This window comes from Oleiphilus sp. HI0080, from assembly GCF_001635135.1.
In genome coordinates this window covers 1-6427 of record NZ_LWFU01000403.1, presented here as the reverse complement: position 1 = coordinate 6427, position 6427 = coordinate 1, and the positions used below count along the sequence as shown (strand labels likewise).

Below are 6427 nucleotides of genomic sequence, written 5' to 3'. Positions count from 1 at the left end.
CGCTGCGCGCAAGAAAAACGCTTTGAGGCTCTGCACCCTCGCGAATAGAGAGCATGTAGCTGTCTGCCAGCAGGTCATTGTCACGGTAGGATTCCGGTACGAGTTCGTAGAGTGCCGCCAAACGGGCTTTGGTCGCCTGTTCGACGATGCGTTCTTTTGTATTTAGCTGCACAAGCGCAACGAGACCTGCTGTTAGTATCGCAAATAGACCTAGCCCGATCGCAGCGCGAATGGCTGATTGAAACGAGCTTATTGGTGCTTGGTCTTCGTTAGTCATACTGTTATGAAATCCTAGCTAATGCTTTTCTTTTTCTTTGGTACCGCGCTTAGCTTTTTGATGGCCATAAGTTCGCGGTTGCGTATAGACGTCAATCAATGGCGCGGCAAAGTTCATGAGAAGCACGGCGAAAGCTACGGCATCTGGGTAAGCGCCAAAGGTTCGTATAACGTAAATAAGCACGCCTACGCCTAGTCCAAAGACTAAGCGGCCTCTTGGAGTGGTCGCTGAAGATACAGGGTCTGTGGCGATAAAGAACGCGCAAAACATCGTGGCACCGGCGAATAGGTGAAGGCCCACAGGAACCGCTTGATCCGCATCAGATGAAAACAGCAAGGCAGGGAGTGCGATTCCTAGAATGACGCCTACGGGTGTTTGCCAATGGATAATGCGCATGGCTAAAAGTATTAAGCCGCCAAGAAGAAACCCGGCATTGACCCACTCCCACCCCAAAGCGACCCCAGAACCAAAAACCGGGTTTTCTGTTACTGTTTCGGCAGTACCGGCTTTGATCTCGTGTTTATAAACATCTAGGGGGGTAGCGCCCGTTAGTCCGTCAGTCGCAGCATTCTGCTCCCAAATTACCTCGATGGTCTGGCTAAATGACGGGAAGCCATCTTGCAAGGGGGTTGGCGTTGACCATGTGGTTGTCATCGCCACTGGAAAAGAGATGAGTACCAACGCGTAGCCGGCCATCGCAGGATTAAAGGGGTTATAACCAAGACCGCCGTAGAGCTGTTTGACGAAAATAATGGAAAAGCTGGCGGCAATCACGCTGACCCACCAAGGTGCAAGTGGTGGCAGGGCGATACCCAAGAGTACCCCTGTTAACAGAGCGCTATAGTCGCGGAGATAAAAGCCAATGTGGCGCTTTCGGATGGCCAGAATTGCGGCTTCACTGAGCATTGCTGCAGCGCTGCATAGCAGGACATTGTGAAGGTTACCCCAGCCAAAAAAATAGGTCTGAGCAAGCAGGCCGGGCACACAAAGCAGTATGACCCATCGCATAATGCTTGAGGTGTCTTGGTTTTGCCGTGTATGTGGAGAGCTTCGCGAAATCAAAGCCATTAGTTTGTCTCTTGCTGTTGTTTGAGTACGTGATCATAAGCCTCTTGCGCCGCCGCGACTCTGACTTTGTTTTTAGTTACTGCACGCTGCAGTTTCTCTATTGCATCCGGTGTGTTGCTCTTTGCTTCTTTAAGAGCTTCTTCCATCTTTTCGAGCTTATTCTGCGCCTTTTCGAGATGAACATGTAGCTCTTCAAGCGAGGGTTGTAGGGCTGTGCTAGATGTTGCAGGGGATGCGGAAGGCTGATTGTTCTCAGCAACTTTCCGAGCTTTTTCGTAATTCTGCTTGGCTTGATTAACACGTAACTGGTTTTTTTCAACCGCGCGTTGAAGTTTGGCGACATTGTCAGGCGCATTTGCTTTTGCGTCTTCTAAAGCGTCGATCATTTTATCGAGTTTAAGTTGCGCTTTTTCGAAGAGCTCTTTTAATTCATCGATTGATTTCTCTGGCTCTGCACTAGTTGCTAACGTCGGCGCAGCTTCTGTATTGGCTTGTTTACGCGCTAACGCCGCTTCAATCGCTGCTTTTTTGGGATCTTGAGTTGCCGTGTTGTTCGCCTTTCCAGAAGGCGTATCTGCATTTTGCGCTGTGGCTAAACTTGCTTTCTCGGCCTGCATTTTTGCGGCTGCATCTGCGCGTGCTTTGCGCTTAGCTTCTTTTTCCTGAGCCTCTCGTTCTAGGCGCTCTTGTCGGGCTTCAAACCGAATTCGAGCTCGATCAGATTTCTCTGTTTCTAAGCGCTGCTCTTTGATTTCTCCCTTGGCATGACGATAGTACTGCACAAGTGGAATCGAGCTGGGACAAACGTACGCACAGGCGCCGCACTCTATGCAGTCAAACAAGTTATGGTGCTCTGCTTTTTCATATTCGCCAGAGCGCGAGAACCAGTACAGCTGTTGCGGAAGCAGCTCCGCAGGGCACGCCTCTGTACAGAGGCCACAACGTATACATGCCTGCGCGTGTTCGCTCAGGGGAAGTTCATTCACTTCTGGCGCGAGGATGCAGTTTGTGGTTTTGACGACAGGTGTGTTTGCGTCTTCCACTGTGTAACCCATCATCGGGCCACCAATAATCAGTCTTGGATGGCGGGCGGGTTGATAGTCAAACTCGTTGAGCAAATGCGAAATAGGCGTGCCTATCAAGACTTCCACATTGCAGGGTTGGCCTATCGCCTCACCACTTAATGTGGTTATTCGAGATATCAGCGGTTCGCCATAACGAACCGCGCGATAAACGGCGCGTGCCGTTGCAACATTTTGGCAGACAATGCCTATGTCGGCAGGAATGCCGCCACTGGGTACTTCTTGTCCAGTAAGAATCTGAATCAGCTGCTTTTCGCCACCTGAAGGGTATTTTGTCGGGATAACGGCTAACTCAACATCATATTTCGCGGCAGTCGTATGGCTTGAGCGCTCTTCAAGCGCCGCCTGAATCGCTTCAAATGCGTGTGGCTTATTGTCTTCAATAGCCAGTACGACGTTCTTTGGCTCCAGCAGTCTTGCCATGATCTCGATGCCGCGCAGAACCTCATCTGCATAACTGCGCATTAGCATGTCATCGGCGGTGATGTAAGGCTCGCACTCGATGCCATTAATGATCAGTGTGTTCAGTTGTTTTAGATTTGCAGGATGTAGTTTTACGTCGGTTGGAAAGCCGGCACCTCCCATTCCAGCAATGCCTGCGCCGCGAACCACTTCTAACACGGTTTCGCGTGGCAGATTCAGATAATCTTCATGCTGAGTTAGGGAGCACCAAGTATCTTTGCCATCGGTATCAATGACGATACATTCGGCAGCTAAACCGGAGGGGTGTGCGATGGAATGCTCTGCAATTTCGCGAACCGTGCCTGAACTAGAAGCATGCACGTTAGCGCTAATCACGCCATCAGACTCGGCAATTAACTGCCCTTTGAGTACTGACTCGCCCGCTTTTACAAGAATCTTGGCCGGTTTGCCTGCATGCTGTTGCAGCGGCACGATCAGAGTTTTTGGCAGGCGTGGCTGACGAATAGGATCCTGGGTGCTTTGCCATTTGTTCTCTTCGGGGTGAATGCCACCGGGGATGTCGTGCAAAGTACGCGTGTTTTTGTGGATAAAGCGTTCAGACTGCATTACGCGACACCTCGATCACTAGCAATAAGGTTGGACTGCGGAGCTGACCAGTGCCAACCAACAATGCCTGTATCGACCTCAACCATATCGATACAGTCGACTGGACAAGGCTCGACGCAGAGATCGCAACCTGTGCATTCAGATGCAATCACCGTATGCATATGCTTTGCTGCACCGAGAATGGCATCAACAGGGCAGGCCTGAATACACTTGGTGCAGCCGATACACTCGTCCTCGCGAATAACGGCGACCTGCTTAGCTTTCTCTTCGCCGTGTTCGGCATCCAGGGGTTTGACCTCTACGTCGAGTAGGTCTGCCAACGCTTGAATGGTTGTCTCGCCGCCTGGGGGACATTTGTTGATATCTTCGCCGTCGGCAATGGCTTGCGCGTATGGCCTGCAACCAGGATGGCCGCATTGTCCGCATTGCGTTTGCGGGAGCAAATTGTCGATCTGATCGACAATTGGATTCCCCTCCACTCTGAAACGAATAGCCGCAAAGCCAAGTATCGCTCCAAACACGGAAGCCAATACTAGTAAGACAATAATCGCTGTGAGAGCAACTGACATCAGAATGCAACCAGTCCAGTAAAGCCCATGAACGCGAGGGACATTAAGCCTGCCGTAATCATTCCAATGGCAGAGCCTTTAAAGGGGGTTGGAACATCGGCAAACGCCAGTCGCTCGCGCATGGCGGAGAAAAGAATCAGAACCAACGAAAAGCCAATTGCCGCACCAAAACCATAAAGAATCGATTCAAAGAAATCATTCTGCTTTTTTATATTTAGCAAGGCGACACCAAGAACGGCGCAGTTTGTTGTGATCAATGGCAGAAAGATACCCAACACACGATATAGCAGAGGGCTTGTTTTGCGAACAACCAGTTCAGTGAATTGAACGACCACGGCAATCACGAGGATAAACGAGATTGTTTGCAAATATCCTAGATCAAAGGGCAGTAACAGGTACGTGTAGACAAGATAGGCGCAAACGGATGACAGCGTTAGCACAAAAGTTGTCGCGAAGGACATGCCCATGGCCGTTTCAAGCTTGTTTGATACACCCATAAATGGGCACAAGCCAAGAAATTGGACCAATACAAAGTTGTTGACCAAAATTGTACTGACCAGAATGAGTAGATACTCTGTCATGACGGTTTCCGAAAGCCCTTACATAATCCGCATGCCAGGCTGGGCGCCTGCGTGGGGTTCAAGTAGCCAGATGTCTTTTCCGCCTGGGCCTGCTGCTAATACCATGCCTTCAGACATGCCGAACTTCATTTTTCGTGGCTTGAGATTGGCCACCATAACAGTCAGCTTACCGATTAGATCTTCCGGAGAATAAGCAGATTTAATACCAGAGAAAACCTGCTTCTCGGCAAAGCCTAGATCTAAGGTTAATTTGAGCAACTTTTTCGCGCCATCCACATGCTCGGCATTTTTGATGAGGGCAACACGCAGGTCCACTTTTGCAAAATCATCAAACTCGATTTCGGCCGCAATTGCTTCGTGCTCGCTTGGTTCTGATTCAACCGTATTTTCAGGCTTCTTACCGAGCTGCTGCTCCTGTGCTACCGCTTCTTTAGACGCTTCAAGCATGGCATCGATTTTTTTCATCTCAACACGGGTCATTAGCGGCTTAAACTTGTTGATCGTATGCTTCGTCAGCACAATCTCACGAACACTCCAGTTGAGCTCGGTGTTTAAAAAGCTCTCAGCTTTACTAAGCATGGTAGGAAGAATTGGCCCAAGGTAAGTCATTAGCTGGCGGAACATATTGATGCCGTTGGAACATATCTCATGCAAGCGTTCTGCTTGTTCCGGGTCTTTTGCTACGACCCAGGGTGCTTGTTCGTCGATGTATTGATTAGCAATATCTGCCAATTCCATAATGCGGCGAACGGCTTTACCAAATTCACGCGTCTCATAGCACTTTGCTATTTGATCGCCGGCATCAACAAATTGTTGAAGTAACGCGGTATCGGGGTTGGCACAAAGCTCGCCATCAAACTTTTTAGTGATAAAGCCGGCACAGCGGCTGGCGATATTGACGACTTTGCCGACTAGATCCGAGTTAACCCGTTGCGCAAAATCCTCAAGGTTAAGATCCAGATCATCCACATTGGATGTTAGCTTGGCTGCGAAGTAGTAACGCAGATACTCAGGATCTAAATGGTCCAGATAGGTTGCCGCTTTGATAAATGTGCCGCGTGACTTCGACATTTTTTTGCCATTGACCGTAACGAAGCCGTGGGCATAAACCGCGGTTGGGGTGCGGTAATCTGCGCAATTCAGCATGGCGGGCCAGAACAGAGCATGGAAGTTAATAATGTCTTTGCCGATAAAATGATACAGCTCGGTTTTCGAGTCTTTGTTCCAGTACTCTTCGAAGTCTAGATCATCTCGCTTATCGCATAGGTTTTTAAAACTTGCCATGTAACCGATCGGAGCATCCAGCCACACATAAAAGTATTTGTTGGCGTGCCCAGGAATCTCAAAGCCGAAGTACGGCGCATCGCGCGAGATATCCCACTCCTGTAAGCCTGCATCGAGCCATTCGGCGAGTTTATTGGCGATTTGCTCTTGCAAAGTGCCGCTGCGCGTCCATTTTGCTAAAAAATCCTGGAACTCTGGAAGCTTGAAAAAGAAGTGCTCAGAGTCTTTTTCGATGGGCGTTGCCCCCGAAATTGCCGATACCGGATCAATGAGATCCATGGGTGAGTAGGTTGCTCCGCAACTCTCGCAATTATCACCGTATTGATCTTCTGTTTTACACTTGGGGCAAGTGCCTTTAATGAACCGATCAGCTAGGAACAGGTTCTTCTCAGGGTCGAAGGCTTGCGTAATGCTACGGCGGGCAATCTTTCCATTGTTATCAAGCGCAGTATAAATAGATTCTGCAAACGCTTTATTTTCTGGTGAATGCGTTGAGTAATAATTGTCGAAGCCAACGGAAAATCCGGCAAAGTCTTT

5 protein-coding genes and 1 pseudogene are annotated in these 6427 nt (G+C 49.4%); all 6 read right to left on the bottom strand.

Annotated elements, in window-relative coordinates; translation table 11 throughout:
• Positions 1-277: pseudogene (locus A3751_RS07245) on the bottom strand (hypothetical protein); the annotation flags it as partial.
• A gap of 18 nt (positions 278-295) precedes the next feature.
• Positions 296-1345: an electron transport complex subunit RsxD gene (gene rsxD / locus A3751_RS07240; RefSeq protein ID WP_068453827.1), complete on the bottom strand. Its 1050-nt coding sequence runs from the start codon at positions 1343-1345 to the stop codon at positions 296-298.
• On the bottom strand, positions 1345-3456 hold the full coding sequence (rsxC, locus tag A3751_RS07235) for an electron transport complex subunit RsxC (RefSeq protein ID WP_068453825.1): 2112 nt from the start codon (positions 3454-3456) through the stop codon (positions 1345-1347). Before rsxC ends, rsxD begins: the two co-directional genes overlap by 1 nt.
• A complete protein-coding gene (gene rsxB, locus A3751_RS07230; RefSeq protein WP_156492308.1) occupies positions 3456-4025 on the bottom strand; it encodes an electron transport complex subunit RsxB in 570 nt (189 codons plus the stop codon). The genes rsxC and rsxB overlap by 1 nt, the downstream gene beginning before the upstream one ends.
• Positions 4025-4606: an electron transport complex subunit RsxA gene (gene rsxA / locus A3751_RS07225; protein WP_068453819.1), complete on the bottom strand. Its 582-nt coding sequence runs from the start codon at positions 4604-4606 to the stop codon at positions 4025-4027. The genes rsxB and rsxA overlap by 1 nt, the downstream gene beginning before the upstream one ends.
• 18 nt (positions 4607-4624) lie before the next feature.
• A partial coding sequence (gene metG, locus A3751_RS07220; protein WP_068453816.1) for a methionine--tRNA ligase occupies positions 4625-6427 on the bottom strand: 1803 nt, incomplete at its 5' end.